Here is a 20,942-nt window from a genome sequence, read left to right as displayed (position 1 = left end):
ACCGCCGAAACCGACAAACGCAATATGCGCCATAGCTGTTCATGGTTGTAGTCCGTCTGTATGCATTGCAAACAGCTTGTGTCAACCTCATAGCAAGGTAGATCCGGTGCCGAACTCTCTAGTTCTCGGCTCGCAGGGCGCGAGCGACCTCTGCCGGGTCGAACTCAGGAACATTCGATGCGGGACGGATGATTTCTGATGGTGCCACGATCTTGCCGATCGGAGCGGATGCAGTCGCATGGTCCAATGCGTCAGCTATGCGATCAGGCGCGATAGAAGGCAAGCTGATGATGTTCGAATTACGTTCCGACATTGTCTTGTGGTCGTAGTCATTCGTGATCACCCGTGCACCGGCAATCGCCAGCTCAAGAGGGGGGTAACTCGGATGCGGGCTCATCATCAGTGACAGTCCAACGCCTGTTTCGCTCAGCAGAGCGGCGTAGTCCTCCAAGCTAAGTTTGCCGACGCAGGAGGCATTCTCCAGTTCGTCGATCATTTGCGGGGGAAACGGTTCGCCCGCAAAGACGATTCGCCAAGCGCAATTGGCACCCGGATCGCGTGCCTGCCAAATGCGCAGGCCCTCAACGAGAGCTGCAAAACAGTTTCGCGGCGTATTGGGGCGGCCATAAGCAAAAATCGTTTTGCTTTTCGGGATAGGCGTGAGACGAGAGGCGATCGCCTGATTAATCTCAAATGGCAGGCGTGAAACCGATGAAAAGCGATACTTTTCAGTCATGAAATTCGCAAGCTCTTCAGAGTTGATGATTGCGATCGTTTCTTCGCCTCGACCATAGGTCGCTTCAGCGCCGGCAAATGTGTCTCCCCACTGATAAAAGCCGGGTTCGTAGTCTTGTATCAGATAGACGAGCGGGGAACATTTTCCGAACATGCGACGTTGATCTGCCATCAGTCGAAAGGCAAGATCTGCGGTCCACCAGGCGGTTGAAAAGTAATAGTCATTTTTTCGAAGCCTGATCGCATCATAGCGATCACTGCTGGTGGAGATTACGGTGGCTCCTGAGACAATATCGCTTGCCCGTACTCTTAGCACCGGGCAGTCAACTAGGCCAGCGGCTGTTTCCAGAGAGGCTTTGTCGATGTCAGTCGAAGTGACGACGAAACGTATATCCGCGTCGCCCAATTCCCTGTAGATTCGCATTGCCACTTTCAACGCCGTTGATATCCCGCCAAATGTATGCTCGGGCTTTAACGATGGGATCAGCACATTTAGCCTCGGGCGATCTGTCTGCTCCGGGACCGACGCTACAGGATAGACCTCCGGTACGGCATTAAAGTATTTTGATCCCTGTCGTTTGCCCCGGAGATTGAGCTTGGAAATTCGTTTCAGGAGTACGGAGAGTTCTGATGGGCGAACTGACATAGCGATTCCCGAAGTTAGGTCTGTTTTGCTTTCTGCTACAACCGGCACACTTACGTATCCGAGGCTTTCGGCGACATAAGTGAACGAACGCTCGATTGCGTGTGCGAGTGTTCCGTCCTCCTGACCCGCCTCGGGTAGAAAGTCGTTTGGACAAAGGCCAAGATCCACTAGCGGACGCAGAACCTCCGGTCGAGCCCAAAACATCGTCCCAGCTGGAAAATCGAGGACCTGATCCGCGGTGATGCGAATGCCGATCTTTTCCAGTTGGTCGCGCGCCGCAGGAAAGTTGAAACCCCAATTTAACCGACCTGCGATAGTCGTCGTATGTGCGGGATGGACAAGGCCGACGCCTTTTTGCCCCAAGATGGCAAGGTTGGATGCAATGATCTCTGCTGAGCCAACAAGGCTTTCGAAAAGGTATTCTCCCCAATTGCTGAGTTTATGATCATGAGGAGATTTTTTAGTATGTAGGTGCAAAACGAAGTCAGCATGATCGAGATGCTGCGCACAAGCAGCCAGAAACGGCATAACATCGCGCCCGCGATTCTCATGAAGCTCTACGATGACCTTCATTCCTTCGCGGTCAGCAATGTCTGCCAATTGACCCACCTTCTGCTGCGTATCGGTGGTTAGCACAATTCGCGCACCGGTGCCCAAAGGTTTCAGTCTTTTGAGCAATTCCTCGGCAACGTCCACATAGAAGCAGTGGACGATTGCAAGGACACGTGCTTGTGAGGACGCCGGAAGGGCGGTATTTCCCGGCTCTTGCGCCAAGGGCACTTTGAGAATGCCGCAGGAACTCGGGTGATGATTCCACGAAACCTGAACGCCGTGCGTGTCAAGCAACCCTGCGTGGGGCGACGTTGGTGTGGGCGGGATGTTTCGCTTCAGTTCACTATCGTTGTCGGAACTCTGGCGGCTTTCAATGTGTTTTTCCAGAAGATCGAGCACTTCAATGGACAGTACGCGCTTCAGGCGCGGGTCGTCGAAATCCAAACCGCCTTCTGTAACAAGGGTCGCCTTCACGAACGGGAAACCGCGTTCGACCATTTCCTCGAATCTGTGAACCGTGACGTTGCTGGGGTCATCAAGAAGATCCTGATCGTCGAAAACGGCTCCGACCGTCAGACCAAGCGCTGAAAAGTGGTCGGATAGGTGAATCTCGACCTCATTAATCAAATCCCACTTCGAAGTGTATTCGGTCATATCCGAAAGCAGATCGAGCGCGGAGCCTTTCATTGCCTGGTTTCTGAGCGTGAAAAAGTAGCTTTGCTTATGCGGGCGCAACTCATTGTTGTTTGTCATAAACAGCACATCGTCATCCCGTCGGTCAGACCGCACCAACAAATCACGCAGCGCGTCAGCCGAGGTCGGAATGATGGAGTCGTTGGTAAAGCTCACTTCTTTGCAATTGCTCAATCCGCCGATGGAGCGGACGGCGCAGGACCATGCTCCGAAATCGAACCCGCGATTCGGTCGCGACAAGACGCAGACAAAACGGCTCAAATCTTGCTCAGAGCATTTGAACTCACCATTGGAGTTGGCAACAAGAACGACCGAGAAACCGGCCTCCCGATAACAGTCCACTTGGTATCGATGGAGATCAGAAAGACGATTTTCAGCCGCATACACCACGTAAATCAAAAGGCGCGCGCGCTCTGGGAACGGCTCTGCGTGGATTACATGGTAGTCAGTATTGCTTGTCACAAGCGGTTCTGTGCTCTGTACGCCATCGAATGCTCCCTCGATAAATGGCGCAAAGCGCGCCCGGGGTTTTCCTGATTTATGAAAAACCAAGCGCTTCGCGTAGGGTCGTGCGGTTCTGCCATCAAAGAGCAGACTACGAACCCAGCCGCGTGGCTTGCCACTAGCATGAAATGCAAATCCAGACATGGTGAGGAGACTTCTGAGGTTTAACGGAGATATGCACGTAATTGAGTCGCGCGTGAACAATCGACAGCTTGAAAGTATTAGAAGCCGGCGGGGAACTCAACCCCGCGATGACGTCCGAAGGGACTATTAAATTAATCGCCAGGTTCGGCTACGTTTGAGTTTTGAGGTTGCCATCGGGCAATCGAAGTCTTGTGCACTCAGCTGGTCAATTGGCGACCAATCGGTTTTGCATTGTTCCGAAACCCGATTTCATGGACACTTATGGTTAGAGTTTTTTGTGTTTGAGGTACAGGCCAATTGAACGGTGGTTGATCCAATTGCATCTGGAGGAAACATTGACGTACGGCAATAAGTCAAATAAAGAATGCCAGCCTACAGTCAGGACCCATTGATTTCCATCAGTCAGCATGATTCACGGTTTGAAACGGAGCGATGAATATGCCTGATCTCATCTGGTCGACGGATGCGCAAATGACGCGCCTTGAGTTCTTCTTTCCCAAATTGCACGGCAAACCTCGGGTCGATGATCGACGCGTGTTGAGTGGGATTATAGTCATAGATTGCAGTGACTTACGCTGACGCAATTCGCCCGCCACCTATGGTCCACTCAAGACATTGTACAACCGTTGGACGCGGTGAAGCGATAAGGGTATCTTCGCCCGTATGATGGCCGGTCTTGCCGCCGAACACGGCGAGCAGAAGACAGTCATGATCGACGCCACCTATTTCAAGGCACATCGCACGCATTTCAAGGCACATCGCACGGCTACCAGTTTGGTGGCAAAAAGGGGCGGACGTGGACGCCTAATCGGTCGGATCAAGGGCGGCATGAACACAAAGCTGCACGCCATCTGCGACAGCTAGGGCCGACCGCTCAACCTCTTTGTCACAGCCGGTCGGGTCAGCGATTAAATCGGCGCACGAGTATTGCTGAGTGGTCTGCCGGATGTAGATTGACGATTGGGTGACAGTGGCTATGACGCTGATTGTTTCAGAGAAGAGTTGAAAGACAATGGGATACGTGTTTGCATCTCTGGTTGGATGCAACGGAAGAAGCCAGTAGAGTACGACAAGCGTTGCTACAAACGCCGAATCCAAATCGAGATCATGTTCGGTAGGCCGAAAGATTGGCGGCGTGTTGCAAGCCGATATGACAGATACCCGAAGGTATTCCTATCAGCAATCACACTGGTTGCTCTCGTTATCTACTGGCTATAAGTCCTGACCCTAGATAAATTTATCATTGGAATGAAACAGATGGACAGTAACCCAAGTAATAGCGAAACATCAGTCGACCAATCTCCGACATTCGATTATCACGGCTATGATGTGCCCATCCAATTGGCCGAGATGACGGGCGGAGGACCTGACACCTTCCCGCCAATCGCCGATCATCATCAAAGACTTCTACGTCATTGGATAGAACTTGGGCCTTCGGACCGGGTGTTGGAGTTAGGTTGTGGAATTGGCCGCGATGCTATTCCATTGGGGGAATACCTGACCTCCGGAAGTTATACCGGGGTAGATGTTATCGCACCGTCAATCGAATGGCTAAAGACTAACGTCGCGCCCCGGAATCCAAGATTTACATTCCATCATTCGAACGTGTCAGACGACCTGCACAACCCTACAGGTAGCCAGATTGCGGAGAACATTAAGCTTCCGGCGAAAAACAACTCGATCGATAAGATTTTTTTGTTTTCCGTTTTTACCCACATGTTTAAAAATGAAATCGAGCACTACCTTAGTGAATTTCGTCGTATTCTGGCTCCCGGCGGCCTCGTCTTCGCCACCGGTTTTACATATACGCCAGCCGTTCTAAATAAAGCACGCCAAACGGATCTCACACCATGGCGTCTTGCGTTCGAACACGAGGTCGAAGATGGAGTCCGCATTAATTCGCCAGAATCGCCACGCGGCGCAGTTGCCTTTAGAAACGACGTTTGGCGAGACATCATGGAGTCGTCCGGGCTCGAGGTGCAGGCTTATTTGAATGGCGGTTGGTCGGGATATTTTGACGACGCCGTCGACGGACAGGATGTCGTTGTACTTCGGATGCCACACCGTTCCCTGGCAGAACGGATATTTCAGCGAAAGCGGCGAAAGTAAATCTAACGCATAGTTGGACTGACAAGAAGAGTAGTTCTCTCTCTGTTCACGTGCATTTTTGTTCCATATCGCGTGATGGCGGACAGAAGATCTTGCCAGTCGTCAGCTCCAGGCGCGGCGTACAGAAGTGCAGTTGACAGGGCCTTCGTGGCGATTGCGAACCCAGAGCACCTCATATTGCTCGGGTTCCTGCCCCGCAAAGGCGAGCCGCTCGAACTGGTCCATAACCTCGGCCTGCTGATCCTCGGTCGGTTTGTCGGTGTCTACGAAACTGATCACGCTTGCGCGGTAGGTCCATTGGTGGCGGTTGGCGTCGAACAGGGCTTCGGTGCGCTCTGGGTTGCCGCGCAAGACCTCGGACAGCGGATCGCGAGTGACGGTGACGAGCTGGCTGTCAGCATCGCGGTTCAGGTCGCGATCGCCGTCAAAGGCCAGCACGCGCTCGGCAACGAGGTTACCAACCGGCCTTGCACCCGCGCCTTTGCAATTGGAGAAGAACTTGATCAGCACTGCCGCGCCTCATCGAGGATGACAAAGGAAGCTTCGAGTTTGCAAAACAGCCTCATGTTGATGAATTTCCTCAAGAAGCTCAAAGAGTCAAAGTGGCCGCTCTGGGTCGGCATGTTGCCGTTTGTCATTCTTCCGCCGCTCGTTGTTATCGATGGTGTGGCTGCGCGCGGCGTGGGCATCATTGCGTTTTTGCAAGCGCCTTTCTTGCCGTTTTCTTGGGCGGCAGGCTCGGGGCATTCATTGCCGAGCGGGTTCTCAAAGCCTCCGAGAACCTCACCAGCAGGATCGCCGCGGCGTTTAGGGCGTTCGCCTTCCTGTTTCTGCCCGTTCTTGTCGGAACATACACAAATGCGAACTTGTGTACTGACAGCGACATGCATTCGATTGGTGCACATTTCTTTTAGGTTTTCTCGCGGTGCCGCCTTGTTCTTTTCGGTTTAACTGTACACTCATTACGTACCGCATGGCAGCAGTTTACCGCCTTGATTGCCGGTTGCTTCCGCGACGGAATTTGAGGTAAATTCGCGAGGAAAGCTGGAGGCTTTTGCTTTAGATTTTATCCCGGTTTCGGCCGCCGCCGAGCCCGGATTTTTCAAAATTTGAGGCCTCCAAAGTTCTCTATCCGGCGGGCCGGACTGTGCGGGATTTGTACCGGTGTTCTTTACATGTTCCAGTGCAAAGGCGCAAAATCCTGCGTGATGGGCGATGTCGAAAGCCGCAAGTGTTTGTATTTGTTTGTGTTTTTGGCGACCCCGGCAGAATTCGAACCTGCAACCTGCCCCTTAGGAGAGGAACATGTTGCCGATTTTTTGTATTTAATTTCATGTAGTTAAAAGGAATCTTTGGATTTTTGTGTCAAATTTGTGCCACGAATTTCGCCGTTTTTCGAACTTAACTCCGCTTGGCCGCCCGATAGTTCTCAGTTTGTTCTCTTAGTCTAAAACATAGTCACGTTCATTTGCTCAAATCTCAAAATGCCAATTCTTATTGCATTGCACGAAAAAAGCGGCTGGCACTTCAGTAGCGAGTCAACGGATCGATCCCAAGCCGGAAAACCTGGGGTCCTTGCAGTTGTGAGAAACACTGAAGTACGAAGGCACTTGTTCTTCGCCCCAAATTTTGTTCCCAGCCTTCTTTGGGTTTGATTTGAAGAAGGCGTTCCTCTCCGAAATGTACCTGTCGATCGCTGACTTAGCTTCCTCAACCGATTGGTAATTGCTGTTGTGTATTACGGACTGAGAAAGTCCGCTGAACACCGACTCAATAACGTTGAGGAACTGCGCTCGCGCCGGTAACGGCCGCAATTTGATCATCGGTGACTGGTAGGTATTTCGGTGTTCACCTTTATTAACGCGTTTCACTTCAGCAAGGAATTTTTTCGAAGAATGCCATGAGGCGGCATCCCATGAGAGATAGAGCCTTCGACAGTCAAAATACTCTTGAAGAAGTAAGTGCAGCAGCTTAACCATTTCTTCTGTATCCTTCTTCTTAGAGCAAAAAATGGGTTATTTGATTGCTGCTCAACTCCAACGCAGCAGTCACAATCAAGAAACCTTTCGAGTCCTGATATTGAGGCACGGTAGGTTTTGTACCGCGTTTGACCAAACACCGGCCACCTCGTTCGCGAACAGAAACTGGGCCGTATTCGTCAATCGAGAAGAAACGGTTCATGGGACCAAGCCGCCTCAATGTGCGGGTGATCTTAATTAACTTCTCGCGGTATTTTGGGTCGTTGCTTGTGAGTATTTCTCGAGTGCTACATCGGGAGTAGCCTTCCTCTCGGAATATTTGCCCCATTGCATTTTTGTTTATTAGCGTACCCTTGGCTTTTAGAACGCTGTGCAAAAGATCGATTTTCCAAGTGGTTCTGTTGATGCCGTAAGCACTTGGGGGTTCGTGAAGCGTTTTAAAAAGTTGATCTCTTAGTTTTTTGTCGTCGTATTTTCGGGGCTTCCTACGAGGTTCAAACAGACCCTCGTGATCGCCGTTCGAAAACCGGCGAGCGAACCTCCTTACAGCCCATCTGGAATAACCTATGAACTCGGCATTTAGTCCCTCATTCACCCCTAGTAGGCTAAAAGTGAGCACTAGCGCTCGGTTCCGGTAGTACCGGGACCTGTTGGCCAGTCCGGGCGCAATGCTCTTAAGAAAAATTTTGCGACGATGCTTCGGCACGTGCTCAACTAGTTGATCCGGTGTGTAGTGCCCCTGCGCAATATGAGCCATCAGAAGTAATACTGACCTTTCTTTTTCGCGCATTTCCGAGTTTTCCCGGGCGAGTGACATCACTCGGTCAAGCAACTTGGAGAAGTCCGAAGAAGGAAAGTTGTTCATTGATCTTACTCCTAAAGTAGCTCCTCCAATACTAATCTATCGCCCGACAGTGGTCGCATTAGTCAACGAAAAGCATCGTAAATCTGTCGGACAGTTTTTCCGGCGGTGTAAAAAAATTAACTATCTTTTGGGATGAAGCAAATAATACCCCAAGTTTTGTGTCGAATTTGTGCCACTTTCTTCTAAAAGTCGTCGAAAATCAGCATTATGAAAAAGAGATCAAAACCAGAAATTTACAGGATTTTCTAATTATTATAGATGGTTATGGTGACCCCGGTAGGATTCGAACCTACAACCTGCCCCTTAGGAGGGGGCTGCTCTATCCAGTTGAGCCACGGGGCCGTGCAACGCTCTTTTTAGCCCGGTTTTTCAACCTTGTCATGGCCTTTGCGCGACGGTTGTAAAACTTGCGCTGTTCACGCTACCATCGGGCAAAACAACATCGCAGGTGCCTCAGTGACAACAGAAACCAAACGCCCGCTTACCCTTCGTGATGTTTCGGAAGCGTCCGGAGTGTCGGAAATGACGGTCAGTCGGGTTCTGCGCAACAGGGGCGATGTTTCGGACGCCACGCGCACCCGCGTCTTAGCCGCCGCGAAAGAGCTGGGATATGTGCCCAACAAAATTGCGGGCGCATTGGCATCCAGCCGGGTGAATTTGGTGGCGGTGATCATCCCCTCGCTGTCGAACATGGTCTTCCCTGAGGTTCTGACGGGCATCAATCAGGTTCTGGAAGACACTGAGTTGCAACCGGTTGTGGGCGTCACCGACTATATGCCTGAAAAAGAAGAGAAAGTGCTGTACGAGATGCTCTCGTGGCGGCCATCCGGGGTCATCATTGCCGGCCTGGAACATACGGAAGCCGCGCGGGCGATGCTGGATTCAGCTGGTATTCCGGTGGTCGAAATCATGGACACAGACGGCAAGCCGGTGGACGCGATGGTCGGGATCTCTCATCGTCGTGCCGGGCGCGAAATGGCGCAGGCGATCCTGAAGGCTGGCTATGAGCATATCGGGTTCATGGGCACCAAAATGCCGCTGGATCACAGGGCGCGCAAACGATTCGAAGGCTTCACCGAAGTTCTGGGCAAACACGGGGTCGAGATTGAGGATCGCGAATTCTACTCTGGTGGATCGGCTCTGGCAAAAGGGCGTGAGATGACCCAGACTATGCTGGAACGGTCCCCCGATCTGGATTTCCTCTACTACTCCAACGACATGATCGGAGCAGGTGGGCTTTTGTATCTTCTGGATCAGGGTATTGATGTTCCGGGGCAGATCGGCCTGGCCGGGTTCAACAACGTTGAGCTTTTGCAGGGTCTGCCGCGCAAGCTGGCCACAATGGACGCCTGCAGGTTGGAAATCGGGCGCACAGCCGCAGAGATCATCGCGGCGCAATTGGCTGATCCCAATGCCGAGGTCGACACGCGTGTGACCCTGACCCCCAAGATCAGCTTTGGCGACACCCTAAAGCGGCGCTGAACACGTGGCGCTGCAACGGCTGGACAACCGAACAGCTCGCGCACTGTTCATGGATCGTCATGCATTGGCCGAGCCGCCATCGGGCGGCGCAAAAGGCGCGGAATTGCTGGACCTGATCCATCGGCTTGGATTTGTGCAATTGGACAGCATCAACACCGTTGCACGCGCGCATGACATGATCCTGTTTTCGCGGCGCCCATCCTATCGGGCCAACGGCCTTAAGCGACTGTACGAACGTGACAAGGCGCTGTTTGAACACTGGACCCATGACGCCGCGGTCATTCCGATGGCGTTTTATCCGCATTGGCATTTGCGGTTTCAACGCGATGCGGATCTGCTGAAGTCCCGATGGAAGAACTGGCGCCGTGACGGGTTCGAGCAGCGATTTGCTACCGTTCTGCAACATATCCGGGATCACGGGCCGGTCTCTTCGTCCGATGTTGGCAAGGACGAGAAAAAGGGATCCGGCGGCTGGTGGGACTGGCATCCGTCAAAAACGGCGCTGGAGTTTCTTTGGCGCTCGGGCGCACTGACGGTCATAGGGCGGCAAGGATTTCAAAAGCGTTATGATCTGACAGAACGGGTGATCGAAACGCATCTTTGCCCGGGCAATATGCCCTGTAATGCCGAGGAGACAGTGGATTGGCTGTGCAACGCGGCGCTTGACCGGTTGGGGTTTGCAACCTCAGGCGAATTGGCTGCGTTTTGGGACACTGTCACGACAAGCGAGGCAAAATCCTGGTGTGAACACGGTCTAATTCAGGGAAAATTGGAAGAGATCGAGGTGACCTGCGCGGACGGCAAACTGCGCAAAGTGATCGCCCGACCAACCATTTCCGAGGATGCAGAGGCTGCACCCCGTCCCCCAGGCCGCATTCGGGTCCTTAGCCCATTTGATCCCATGCTGCGCGACCGTAACCGTGCCGAACGGTTGTTCGGCTTTCACTATCGCATCGAGGTTTTTGTACCTGCCCCAAAGCGCACTTACGGTTACTATGTGTTCCCGTTGCTTGAGGGCGACCGATTGATCGGGCGGATTGACATGAAAGCCAACCGGGATTGCGGGGCGCTGCAAATCAGCGCCTTATGGCCGGAACGATCCGTGCGCTGGTCAGATGCCAGAGCCAAAAGGTTGCAGTCAGAGCTCGACCGAGTCCGACGATTTGCCGGGCTGGACAACATAGAATTCGCGCGTGATTGGTTAAAAGACCCTAAATAGGGTCTTTTTTCAGATCAGACTCAGGCTGATAGACTGTAACCCGTCAATCCCGCCTTCCAGGACATCGCCCGCCAACACCGGGCAGACCCCAGCCGGTGTACCAGTCAGGATCAGATCACCGGGCCGCAGGTGATAATATCCGGACAAATGGCAGATGACCTCATCTATCTTCCAGATCAGCTCTTCCAGCGTCGCGTCCTGCCGCGTTTCCCCGTTCACGTTAAGATAGATGCGTTTATTGTCGTCCGGGGACCAATCTGCCGCGCGGGTCAAAGCGGCCAACACAGTGCCGTTTTCCAGATCCTTGCCCAAATCCCACGGGCGCTGTTTATTCCGTTCGCGGATTTGCAGGTCACGGCGCGTCATGTCCAGCGCACAACCATAGCCATATACCGAATCCAACGCATCGGCACGCGTCGCACGGAAAACGGGTTTACCGATCGCGACCGCCAGTTCCATCTCATGGTGAAAATTCTCAGTTCCCGGCGGATAAGGCACGGTTGCACCCGACCGAACCGCGTTCGGGGCAGATTTTGTAAAGTAGAAAGGCGCCTCACGATCGACCTCATTTCCCATTTCTTCCGCATGGGCCGCATAATTGCGGCCAACACAAAAAATGCGCCCAACGGGATAGGTCGACAATTCACCCTAAACCGGGATCGAAATCGGGTCGGGTAAGGAAAACAAGCTGTCCGGTATCAAAGCCCCCTAACTGCAACTTGCAGCTTGTTTCTAAGTTGGCGGGACCAGTTGAACAAGCCATGCAGGTTCGCGCCAGGCATCACCATCACGCGAACTAGCCCCGTGGCTGGCTGTTCACAATTCAAAGTTTTGCCTTGGAAAGCCTTGGGTGCGCGCTACCTTTGGTTGTATCATGAATCACGCCACCATCGTTTTGACACTCATTCCCTGGCGATATCCGAAATCCACTCGTCGCTGATCAGGTGATTTGCCTGTAGGCGAGTGCAACTGAATCAGAGAGCGACGGCCAAAGACCTGTACCCCCACACGGTCTTTGCGTCCGGATGTCCGCTTATTTTCAGGTGGCTGTTTCTCTGAGGTGTGAGCCGGATAAATCCATCCGGCCGCGGGCCAGACACGCAGTCCAGTCAAAGTCTGGCCACCCCGCCGGAGGATACCCATACTTCTCTGGCGGGGACAAAAGCCTTTGCATGCGCGACGTGCGATCAGGTCTTCAGATCATGCAGATCGTTCAGTAAGTCCAGCAGCGCTTCGTGCCGACCCGGGCCCAGCTGGGTCTTGATATCTTCAGCCAAACGTAGTGTCACCTGCATGTTGTCTTGGATGATCTTCTCGCCTTTGGCCGTGATATCGATGATCTGACGACGCTTATCCTCGGGATGGACCCGGCGCCGGATCAAATCCTTGGCTTCCAGTTTTTGCAGAATGCGCGTCAGACTGGGCAGCAAAAGGCACGATCGATCCGCTATATGTGTTGGCTCTTGAGGGCCTTCTTCTTTCAGAACACGCAGAACGCGCCATTGCTGTTCCGTAACACCCGCATCAGCCAGCATATTTCGAATGGGCCCCATGACCCTTTCGCGCGCCCGCAGCAGTGCAATCGGCAATGAGCGGGACGTATTAGGCAGGTCTCTGGTCATATTGGAATTTTTGCCCAAATTGGATCAAACTACAACTGTCCAAGAATTTTAGTTATGATATCAGTAACTTGAACGTGCAATATACTACCCTTTTAGGCACACCGCAGCTTCGAGCCGCATCTCAAAATTAGTAAACAAAGCAATTAATATTGACGTTTTCTTCAGAATGACGATCACTGGACGCACAAAGAAACTAAGTCCCGGTCCGATCCCGGGGTTGGCAGAAATCTGAGGGTTAAGATGAAGTGGGATGAGTTTTCGGATTGGGGCAAACGAATTGCTGAGTGGACGCAGGATTACCATCTGACTGTAGGTGACAAACCGGTCCGCGCCCGGACTGAGCCAGGGGATATCCTGAACGCCCTGCCCGCGCGGCCACCCGAGCAGGCACAGCCCATGGAGGATTTGTTCCGGGATTTCGAGCAGATCGTGATGCCGGGGATCACCCATTGGCAGCATCCAAGGTTCTTTGCCTATTTCAACTCAAACGCCTCTGCCCCTTCGGTTCTGGCCGAATTTCTGGCCAGCGCCATCGCACCGCAATGTATGTTGTGGCAGACCTCACCAGCCGCGACCGAGATGGAAACGCGGATGATGGACTGGTTGCGCCACGCGCTGGATCTGCCTGAAGGCTTCGCTGGCGTTATTCAGGACTCCGCCTCGTCCGCGACTCTGGCTGCCGTGCTAACCATGCGGGAGAAAGCGTTGGTATGGCAGGGCAATCAACAAGGTCTGTTCGGGCAAAAACCCCTGCGCGTTTATTGCTCGGCCGAAGTTCACACCTCGGTCGATCGCGCAATTTGGGTTGCGGGGATCGGGCAGGACAATTTGGTGCGTATCCCAATCAAGGGCGATTGGCGCGGGATGGATCCCGCAGCACTGGAAGCAGCGATTCAGGCTGATTTAGACTCTGGTTTGCATCCGGCAGGCGTCATACTATGTGTTGGCGGAACCAGTAACGGGGCCGCCGATCCGGTGGATGAATGCCTGAAGATCGCTCAGAATTATGGGCTTTATTCCCACGTGGATGCGGCCTGGGCCGGATCGGCGATGATTTGCCCGGAGTACCGGCATTACTGGCCCGGCGTGGATCAGGCCGACAGCATCGTGTTCAACCCGCATAAATGGCTGGGTGTGCAATTTGATTGCTGCGCGCATTTTCTGAAAGACCCCGATGATCTGGTGCAGACGCTGGCGATCAGCCCCGAATTCCTCAAGACCCACGGCAAGGATGGCATCATCAACTATTCGGAATGGTCGGTGCCTCTGGGTCGCCGGTTCAGGGCGCTGAAACTGTGGTTCGTGATCCGGGCTTATGGGCTGGAAGGGCTGCGCGCGCGGCTGCGTAATCACGTGAACTGGTCCGTGGCGCTGCATGATCGACTGGCCGCCGAGGCGGATTTCCAAATCGTGACCCAGCCCATGTGGTCGCTTTGGACGTTCCGCTATGCACCCAGGGGCCAAACAGATCTGGACGATTTGAACCTGCGTTTGGTGAACGCCATCAATGACGACGGCCGCATCTATTTGACGCAAACCCGCGTGGATGGTGATCTGGTGATCCGTTTTCAGGCCGGTCAGTTCGAAACCACCGAAGACGATGTTCGAATAGCCTATGACGTCATAACTGAAATCGCCCGCTCACTGACATAAACAGGAGGTCCGGCCATGCCAGTCCCAAAAAACAGCTTCAAACAGGCTCTAATACAGGGTGATCGGCAGATAGGCTGCTGGATGAGTTTTGCGGAATGCATCACTGCCGAAATTATGGGCACCGCCGGATTCGACTGGCTGGTCATTGATGGTGAACACGCGCCGAACGATATCCGATCAATCCGTGATCAGCTTATTGCGTTGGCTGCCAGCTCCTCGCATCCGGTGGTGCGGGTTCCGGTTGGCGAAACCGCTTTGATCAAGATGGTGCTGGATGCCGGGGCGCAAACCGTTCTGGTACCGATGGTCGAGACCGCCGATCAGGCGCGACAGTTGGTTCGGGACTGCCACTATCCGCCATCAGGTGTGCGCGGCGTTGGGGCCGGTGCGGCCCGGGCGACAATGTACGGCTCAATCCCCGAGTACATTCAATCTGCAGACGATCAAATTTGCCTTTTGGTTCAGGTGGAAAACCGCACCGGGATGGACGCTCTGGATGATATCCTGAAAGTCAACGGCGTCGACGGAGTGTTTATCGGCCCTGCAGACCTGTCCACCGACATGGGGTTTCAGGGAAACAGCGCAGCACCCGAAGTGCGCGTTGTCATTGCGGATGCCATTACAAGGATCAGGGCCGCGGGCAAAGCGCCCGGCATTCTGGGCACCAATGACGAGGCCAGCCAAGCCTATTATGAAATGGGCGCACAGTTTCTTGCGGTCGGCATTGATGTGATGTTGCTGGCGCAGGCATCCCGAGCGCTGGCGGCGAAATGGAAGGCGAAATAGCGCGTCAGGCCTACATGGTGGCCGCGGCCTGCGCATAACCACCCGATGCCCCATCCACAAAGTGAACATGATCGTCGCGCGTCGCCGAGGGGACGATACAGGTCATCATTGCCTCGTCTTGCGCATGCAACCCATAGCGGATCTTGCCCTGTCCGCGTGCCTGTTCAAGCATCATCCGGATTTGCGCCAACGTGGCAGCGTCACAATCCAGCGTCATTTTCAGCCCATCATCGAATTTTCGGTAATCGGCGTTTCGGCTGACCATGCGCTTGTAGTGCGCGGGTTCGAAATTGCCCAACCGTTTGCCCGATGTGAACAACAAGGCGATCAAAAAGTTCTGGCCCAGCAATTTGATCCGCTGCAGCAACAAATTGTTCCCGGCTCGTGATACGCGGGCATCCAGGCCAACATCCGGCGGGGGCCAGCTGATCGGCGGGCCATCTTCTGGTACTGGATGACCCGAACGCTCCAACCCCTCCGAAGCTGACAGAACCGAGCGGGCCAAATCCGCAAAGTCACTCTCGGTCGCATTTGCTGTGGGCTGAACCACGACCGAGACGATCTGACCATTGCGTGCCTTGCTGTTGGACCACCGGCAGGACAAACCGGTTAGGTCGGGCTGTGCACCAGGTTTGGCAGGCGGCACCGTAAAGGTACCAGCCTTCATCTGCGCCTCGGCCCAAGCCAACCCGCCACCCGAGAACATGGCGTAATCCACCCCATCCGACGGCGCATAGCGCGCGACCCGCAGGTCCTTACCTGCCTTACGAATTTCGGCAACCGGAACCAACGCCGCGCGTAGCGTGATCGAGAATTCTTCTTCCGCCCAGCGCCTGAGGTCCGCCAATACCGCTTTGGCGGTGTCGATCTCACTTGCGGGCACGGCGAATCCGGCTCCGTCGCCGCCAAAAACATAAGGAAACTCCTTGCCGTGGAGCGCGTTGATCATGGCCGAGATCACCGCCGCGCCGACCATATTCACCGTCTTGTATCGCCCTTTTGCGATCTCACCGGTGGAGTCGACGATATCTGCCACGCCCAACGCCCAATCGCCCGGAACAGCAGAGAAACGCGCCGGATCCACCAAACGGGTAAAGTCCCGCAACAGGGGAAGACTGTCATAGAACGCGGCCTGGGCGTCTTTCATTGGCACCTCGGATAATCGGTAAGAGCAAGGATAGCCCGAATGTGATCACTGTCCGGCAAAATCAGTATAGCACACGCGCTTGTGTGTGGCACCGTGACGTGCCAAGCATTTCTTCGCCGGTTTGGGGGAGAAGGTTTTCATGAAGGCAGGTCTGGTGGTGTTGTGCCTGGGCTATGTGCTCAGCCAGTTCTTTCGCGCCTTTCTCGCGGTTCTCAGTGTTGATCTGGGGCGCGATATCGGGGCCACACCCGAGGACCTGGCCTTTGCGTCCGGTCTTTGGTTTCTGATCTTTGCCGCCATGCAGTTGCCCGTAGGCTGGGCACTGGACCGAGTTGGACCGCGCCTGACGGCGGCGGTCTTGCTGCTGGTCGGTGGTGCCGGCGGAGCGGCATTGTTTGCCCTATCCAGCTCCCCTTTTCACATCGCCATCGCCATGGGGTTGATCGGGGTCGGCTGCTCACCGGTGTTGATGGCATCTTACTATATCTTCGCCCGCGAATTCCCACCTGCCCGCTTCGCCACTTTGGCGGCTGTCATGCTGGGCGTTGGATCGGTCGGCAATCTGGTTGCCTCGTACCCTACTGCGCTGGCGGTTGAGCTGATGGGATGGCGGGCCACGATGGGGACGCTGGCCGTTTTTTCCGCCGCGATCGCGTTGGGCATCTGGTTCAGCGTGCATGATCCCAAACGTGTCGAGACCGAACACAGGGGATCGGTGCTGGACCTGCTGAAAGAGCCCGCCCTGTGGGCGATCTTGCCGCTGATGCTGGTGGCCTATGCCCCGTCGGCGGCAACGCGCGGCCTTTGGGCCGGGCCATACCTCAGCGATATCTTCGGCCTTAGCACCACCCAGATCGGGACAGCGACCCTGATCATGGGGGCGGCAATGATTGCAGGTACCTTTGCGTATGGGCCGCTCGATCGAATGCTGGGCACGCGAAAATGGGTGATCTTTGGCGGCAACGCGCTGGGCACAGTGGGGCTGGTTCTGATGTGCCTTTGGGTCGACAACGCAATTTGGCTGGCGGTTGTCCTGATGGCAGCGATCGGGTTTCTTGGGGCCAGCTTTCCGGTCATCATGGCTCATGGACGGGCCTTTGTGCCACCGCATCTGGTTGGGCGCGGCATGACCCTGCTGAACCTCTTCGGCATTGGCGGTGTAGGACTGGCGCAATTCGTCACCGGCCGCATCCATGCCGCCACGGTGGACATCAGCCCGACCGCGCCCTACACAGCGATATTCGGCTTTTTTGCGGTCACGCTGGCCATCGGCTGCGTGATCTATTTGTTCAGCCGCGACAGCGTCGACTAACGCTGGAACTGCCAGGAGTGTCCATGTCCGACCCGCGCGTCATTGCCCCCAACCTCAAACGCAGACTTTCGGGTGTGACCGCGACGATTGCCCGGTTGGTGCCGCTGCAAGTGCAATGGATCGACATCGCGGCCACCGGGCCGGGTCTGCCGGATGACATCCCACATATCCCGCTGGGCCGCCTACCCTTTTTGTCGCGCAAAACACTGCGCGTTTGGCACGCGCGCCGCAATACAGAGATGCTGCTGGGCCTGATCCTGCGCAATGTGCTGCGGCTGCGATTGAAGCTGCTGTTCACCAGCGCCTCGCAACGCGCGCATAGCGGCTACACCAAATGGCTGATCGACAAAATGGACGCGGTCGTCGCGACTTCGCGCAAAACCGCCGAGTATCTGGAGAGAGATGCGCAGGTCATCATGCATGGCATCAACTTGCAGGATTTCACACCGCCCGAAGACAAAGCAGCTGTTCGGGCGCGACTGGGTTTGCCAGATGGTCTATTGCTGGGCTGCTACGGCCGCATTCGTCACCAGAAGGGCACCGATGCTTTCGTCGATGCAATGATCGAACTGTGCGGCCGCTTTGACGACGTCCATGGCATCGTCATGGGCCGCGCCACGGAAAAGCACACCAGCTTCCTGACCGAACTGAAAGACAAGGTCGCCAAGGCGGGCCTGTCCGACCGCATTCTGTTCATGCCCGAGGTGACCGTCGATCAGATCGCCGAATGGTATCAGGTGCTGGACCTGTTCATCGCCCCGCAACGGTGGGAAGGGTTCGGCCTGACGCCGCTGGAAGCAATGGCCTGCGGCGTGCCGGTTGTTGCGACCGACGTGGGCGCGTTTTCCGAGATTGTCACCGACCCGTCGCTGGGCCGCGTGGTCGAACCCGGCGATATCCCCGCGCTGGCCGAAGCCGCCGCCGAAATGCTGTCCGACCGCGAATCCCTTGCCCGTTCCAGTATCGCAGCCCGCGCCCATGTCGAGCAGAATTTCGACATCAATGGTGAGGCAAAGACGCTTGTCGCGCTCTATGAACGCCTTTTGACCGACACCTGAGGCGATGCGCCACGTCAAATCGGTGTCATTGCGCGAAATAAACCCCGAAAACTCTTTTTTATTTGCTGCAACGCGGCTATGAACGCGCGTCCTTAACATTGGAGACATGAAATGGGCTATCGCGTCGTAGTCGTCGGCGCCACGGGTAACGTGGGCCGCGAAATGCTGAACATTCTGGCTGAACGCCAGTTCCCCGTCGATGAACTTGCTGTTCTGGCAAGCCGTCGTTCGCTGGGCACCGAAGTAAGCTTTGGCGACACGACACTCACTACCAAGGATCTGGACACGTTCGATTTCACCGGCTGGGACATGGCGCTGTTTGCCGTGGGGTCCGAGGCGACCAAGGTATACGCCCCCAAGGCAGCCAAAGCTGGCTGCGTGGTGATCGATAACTCGTCACTCTATCGCTATGACCCGAACATTCCGCTGATCGTGCCGGAATGTAACCCGCAGGCGATCCACGACTACAAAAACAAGAACATCATCGCCAACCCCAACTGCTCGACCGCACAGATGGTTGTCGCGCTGAAGCCGCTGCATGACCGCGCGCGCATCAAGCGCGTCGTCGTGTCGACCTATCAGTCGGTGTCTGGCGCCGGTAAGGAAGGCATGGACGAGCTGTGGGATCAGACCAAAGCGATCTATAACCCCACCACGGACGTGCCGCCGAACAAGTTCCAGAAGCAGATCGCCTTCAACGTCATTCCCCAGATCGACGTCTTCATGGAAGACGGCTCGACCAAGGAAGAGTGGAAGATGGTTGTTGAGACCAAAAAGATCGTCGATCCGGCGATCAAGGTCACAGCCACCTGCGTCCGCGTTCCAGTCTTTGTTGGCCACTCTGAGGCCGTGAACATCGAGTTCGAAGAATTCCTGGACGAAGACGAAGCCCGCGACATCCTGCGCGAGGCTCCGGGCATCATGGTGATCGACAAGCGCGAACCCGGCGGCTACGTCTCACCGATCGAATGCGCGGGCGATTTTGCCACGTTCATCAGCCGGATCCGCCAGGACTCGACCGTGGAAAATGGTATCAACCTGTGGTGCGTTTCGGACAACCTGCGCAAAGGTGCAGCGCTGAATGCAGTGCAGATTGCGGAACTTCTGGGCCGTGAGGTTCTGAAGAAGGGCTGATCATACACCCCAAAGACGTTATGTCAGAAGAACCCGCCGACCCGGCGGGTTCTTTTTTGCGTATAGCCAATTCACGGCCACCAGCTTCGGACAAAGGAATGGAAGACGGCAGGCGTTTTGAACCTGTGAAGAGTACGATCAAAGTCTTCAGAGAATGACAGCATCCAACGACTTTGGATGTTCGGTTACAGCTTCCCAGCCATCTTCCGTAACAATGAAACTGTCGCCTACCTGCGCACGAAACGTATCCACTGTTACCGACCCATCTACGGCAAAAATCATTCCAGGCTGCAAGACGGTCGTGTCGCCAGTAACCAACTGCGGTTTCTCTAAATAGCTAAATCCCGTCGCACGTCCACATCGAAACGGATACTCATACCCCGCGCTCTGAATGGCCTCTGCATAGGCAGCATGTACGCTTTCGGCGGTCACGCCCGGACGCAGAGCATCTAACGCTGCCGCTTGGCTGGCAACAGCAACTTCGTAAATGCGTTCTTGTTCCTTATCCACGATCTCGCCGATCCAGAAAGTGCGGTCGAAGCCCAGTTTGAAACGGTGGAAATTGGTCATTCCGCAGAAACAAAGAAATACTGGCTCGCCTCGTCTCATGATCCGGGTGGTCGCGCGATGATGGGTTTTGGTGATGGTGTCTCCCGAGGCCATGATTTGCAGAAAATGAGTGTTGGGAGACATATCTGCCGCATCGTAATGCGCAGCTAGAAGCTCTGCAGCCTTTCGTGTGCCCGCCTGAGACGTCGCGAGCGCGACTTCAAATTCCGGTACTCCATCTCCAATGGTATTGCGTCCGGCCTCCATCATCGCCATGGCCACCTGCCCCGCATGGCGGGCCAACTTGAGTTCATCGACGGACTTAATCATGCGCATCTCAGCGAGTATTGGCGTGACGCTGACCATCCGGTCTACAGGAACAAGTTTTTCCACAAAGGCGCGAACAACCGGTGGCATAAGATCGGGTTCAACCCCGACACTTAACGCGCCCTTTACTGCGGTGGGAAGTTCGGCTCTCCACTCGTCGCCCATTCCGTCGTTCCACGCGGCGATACGCCCGACTTTTGCCAAAGAGAGGGCTGCGTTCAGATCAATGGTGGGCGTGATCAACAGGCATTTCCCATCGCTGTGCACGACCAGGATCGTTGGTCTGCCGAACTCCATGTGAAGGTAGTCGTAGTAACCGGTCAAATAGTAGACGTTGTCGTCGTCCGTAACGAGGGCAACGTCGATTCCGGATTCACACATATGGCTCTGGAACTTTTGCATCCTCTTAGCAAACATCAACGGCTG

17 protein-coding genes, 1 tRNA gene and 1 pseudogene are annotated in these 20,942 nt (G+C 54.9%); 9 read left to right on the top strand and 10 right to left on the bottom strand.

The window, feature by feature from the left end:
* Nucleotides 1-118 precede the first annotated feature (118 nt).
* Entirely contained in the window at nt 119-3,274 is a 3,156-nt protein-coding gene (locus DHN12_RS13020; protein ID WP_108860593.1) for a rhamnan synthesis F family protein, read from the bottom strand.
* Nucleotides 3,275-3,712: 438 nt separating this feature from the next.
* Here DHN12_RS13020 and DHN12_RS13015 point away from each other — a divergent pair.
* A pseudogene (locus tag DHN12_RS13015) lies at nt 3,713-4,492 on the top strand (IS5 family transposase).
* 30 nt (nt 4,493-4,522) lie between these two features.
* A complete protein-coding gene (locus DHN12_RS13010; RefSeq protein ID WP_108860592.1) occupies nt 4,523-5,383 on the top strand; it encodes a class I SAM-dependent methyltransferase in 861 nt (286 codons plus the stop codon).
* Between the two features lie 102 nt (nt 5,384-5,485).
* Here DHN12_RS13010 and DHN12_RS13005 read toward each other — a convergent pair whose 3' ends face one another.
* The 5 genes from DHN12_RS13005 to DHN12_RS12985 form a co-directional block, all read right to left on the bottom strand.
* On the bottom strand, nt 5,486-5,893 hold the full coding sequence (locus tag DHN12_RS13005; RefSeq protein WP_108860591.1) for a hypothetical protein: 408 nt from the start codon (nt 5,891-5,893) through the stop codon (nt 5,486-5,488).
* The gene (locus tag DHN12_RS13000) at nt 5,887-6,273 is read right to left on the bottom strand and encodes a hypothetical protein (RefSeq protein WP_108860590.1); all 387 of its coding nucleotides are present in this window, start codon (nt 6,271-6,273) and stop codon (nt 5,887-5,889) included. The genes DHN12_RS13005 and DHN12_RS13000 overlap by 7 nt, the downstream gene beginning before the upstream one ends.
* Nucleotides 6,274-6,921: 648 nt before the next feature.
* Nucleotides 6,922-7,362: a hypothetical protein gene (locus DHN12_RS12995; RefSeq protein WP_108860589.1), complete on the bottom strand. Its 441-nt coding sequence runs from the start codon at nt 7,360-7,362 to the stop codon at nt 6,922-6,924.
* Between the two features lie 19 nt (nt 7,363-7,381).
* On the bottom strand, nt 7,382-8,227 hold the full coding sequence (locus DHN12_RS12990; RefSeq protein WP_108860588.1) for a hypothetical protein: 846 nt from the start codon (nt 8,225-8,227) through the stop codon (nt 7,382-7,384).
* A 265-nt stretch (nt 8,228-8,492) separates the two neighbouring features.
* Nucleotides 8,493-8,569 (bottom strand) — tRNA-Arg (locus DHN12_RS12985).
* 114 nt (nt 8,570-8,683) lie between these two features.
* On the opposite strand from DHN12_RS12985, the gene DHN12_RS12980 reads away from it, so the two are divergent.
* Together DHN12_RS12980 and DHN12_RS12975 are read left to right on the top strand one after the other, a co-directional pair.
* Nucleotides 8,684-9,709 carry a LacI family DNA-binding transcriptional regulator gene (locus DHN12_RS12980; RefSeq protein ID WP_108860587.1) on the top strand — a complete coding sequence of 342 codons (1,026 nt, stop codon included), beginning with the start codon at nt 8,684-8,686 and terminating at the stop codon, nt 9,707-9,709.
* Nucleotides 9,710-9,713: 4 nt separating this feature from the next.
* Nucleotides 9,714-10,928 carry a winged helix-turn-helix domain-containing protein gene (locus tag DHN12_RS12975; RefSeq protein ID WP_108860586.1) on the top strand — a complete coding sequence of 405 codons (1,215 nt, stop codon included), beginning with the start codon at nt 9,714-9,716 and terminating at the stop codon, nt 10,926-10,928.
* Between the two features lie 9 nt (nt 10,929-10,937).
* Here DHN12_RS12975 and DHN12_RS12970 read toward each other — a convergent pair whose 3' ends face one another.
* Nucleotides 10,938-11,570, bottom strand: a complete 633-nt coding sequence (locus DHN12_RS12970) for a fumarylacetoacetate hydrolase family protein (RefSeq protein WP_234416637.1) — start codon at nt 11,568-11,570, stop codon at nt 10,938-10,940.
* A gap of 545 nt (nt 11,571-12,115) precedes the next feature.
* Nucleotides 12,116-12,550, bottom strand: a complete 435-nt coding sequence (gene hpaR, locus DHN12_RS12965) for a homoprotocatechuate degradation operon regulator HpaR (RefSeq protein WP_108860585.1) — start codon at nt 12,548-12,550, stop codon at nt 12,116-12,118.
* Nucleotides 12,551-12,790: 240 nt separating this feature from the next.
* Between hpaR and DHN12_RS12960 the strand changes: the two genes are divergently transcribed.
* Both DHN12_RS12960 and DHN12_RS12955 read left to right on the top strand, forming a co-directional pair.
* Nucleotides 12,791-14,203 carry a pyridoxal-dependent decarboxylase gene (locus DHN12_RS12960; RefSeq protein ID WP_108860584.1) on the top strand — a complete coding sequence of 471 codons (1,413 nt, stop codon included), beginning with the start codon at nt 12,791-12,793 and terminating at the stop codon, nt 14,201-14,203.
* A 15-nt stretch (nt 14,204-14,218) separates the two neighbouring features.
* On the top strand, nt 14,219-14,989 hold the full coding sequence (locus DHN12_RS12955) for an aldolase/citrate lyase family protein (RefSeq protein WP_108860583.1): 771 nt from the start codon (nt 14,219-14,221) through the stop codon (nt 14,987-14,989).
* Nucleotides 14,990-14,999: 10 nt separating this feature from the next.
* Here the strand turns inward: DHN12_RS12955 and DHN12_RS12950 are convergent, their stop codons facing one another.
* Nucleotides 15,000-16,136, bottom strand: coding sequence for a DUF3095 domain-containing protein (locus DHN12_RS12950; RefSeq protein ID WP_108860582.1), 1,137 nt, complete (start codon nt 16,134-16,136; stop codon nt 15,000-15,002).
* Nucleotides 16,137-16,275: 139 nt separating this feature from the next.
* Here DHN12_RS12950 and DHN12_RS12945 point away from each other — a divergent pair, with 139 nt between their 5' ends.
* The 3 genes from DHN12_RS12945 to DHN12_RS12935 all read left to right on the top strand — a co-directional run bounded on the left by DHN12_RS12945 (nt 16,276) and on the right by DHN12_RS12935 (nt 19,640).
* Nucleotides 16,276-17,448, top strand: coding sequence for an MFS transporter (locus tag DHN12_RS12945; protein ID WP_108860581.1), 1,173 nt, complete (start codon nt 16,276-16,278; stop codon nt 17,446-17,448).
* 23 nt (nt 17,449-17,471) lie between these two features.
* Nucleotides 17,472-18,506: a glycosyltransferase family 4 protein gene (locus DHN12_RS12940; RefSeq protein ID WP_108860580.1), complete on the top strand. Its 1,035-nt coding sequence runs from the start codon at nt 17,472-17,474 to the stop codon at nt 18,504-18,506.
* Nucleotides 18,507-18,617: 111 nt separating this feature from the next.
* Nucleotides 18,618-19,640, top strand: a complete 1,023-nt coding sequence (locus DHN12_RS12935) for an aspartate-semialdehyde dehydrogenase (protein ID WP_108860579.1) — start codon at nt 18,618-18,620, stop codon at nt 19,638-19,640.
* Nucleotides 19,641-19,787: 147 nt separating this feature from the next.
* Here the strand turns inward: DHN12_RS12935 and DHN12_RS12930 are convergent, their stop codons facing one another.
* Nucleotides 19,788-20,918 (bottom strand): Xaa-Pro peptidase family protein, encoded by a 1,131-nt coding sequence (locus DHN12_RS12930; RefSeq protein ID WP_234416636.1) that lies wholly within the window; start codon nt 20,916-20,918, stop codon nt 19,788-19,790.
* Between the last annotated feature and the right edge of the window lie 24 nt (nt 20,919-20,942).

This window comes from Ruegeria sp. Alg231-54, assembly GCF_900143525.1.
GTDB lineage: Bacteria > Pseudomonadota > Alphaproteobacteria > Rhodobacterales > Rhodobacteraceae > Ruegeria.
This window is presented reverse-complemented; position numbering and strand designations above follow the sequence as displayed.